Source organism: Cobetia sp. SIMBA_158 (assembly GCF_046566945.1).
Classification (GTDB): Bacteria; Pseudomonadota; Gammaproteobacteria; order Pseudomonadales; family Halomonadaceae; genus Cobetia; species Cobetia amphilecti.
On sequence record NZ_JAWJYL010000185.1, the window covers coordinates 1 to 310 of the forward strand.

The following is a 310-nucleotide window of genomic DNA, read 5'->3' on the forward strand; positions in this document are numbered from 1 at the left end:
ATTTGGATACGCCGCTTACTGAGCAGTTGGCTCTAACAGGAGTCACAGGGGTCTCGCAACCAGATGAGCAAACGCTAGAAGTTACCTTGACAGAAGGTGAGTCACTAAACGGTGTCTTTGATCAGTTGTCTGATAAAGGTATCAGTGTGGCAAGTATGCGCAATAAAGCCAACCGACTAGAAGAGTTATTTATGCGCTTGGTAGACAAAAACATTCAGAGTGCAGATAGCATCTATGAGGCGGGAATATGAGTCAGTAACTAGTCGATCATAATAAAACAATGTCATTGATTAATAAGTGGACTGCGTTT

1 protein-coding gene is annotated in these 310 nt (G+C 42.6%); it reads left to right on the forward strand.

What is annotated here, in order from left to right:
* Positions 1-251 (forward strand): DUF4162 domain-containing protein (locus R2R70_RS19555; protein ID WP_410978829.1); only part of this gene is annotated, 251 nt, incomplete at its 5' end.
* Positions 252-310: the final 59 nt, after the last annotated feature.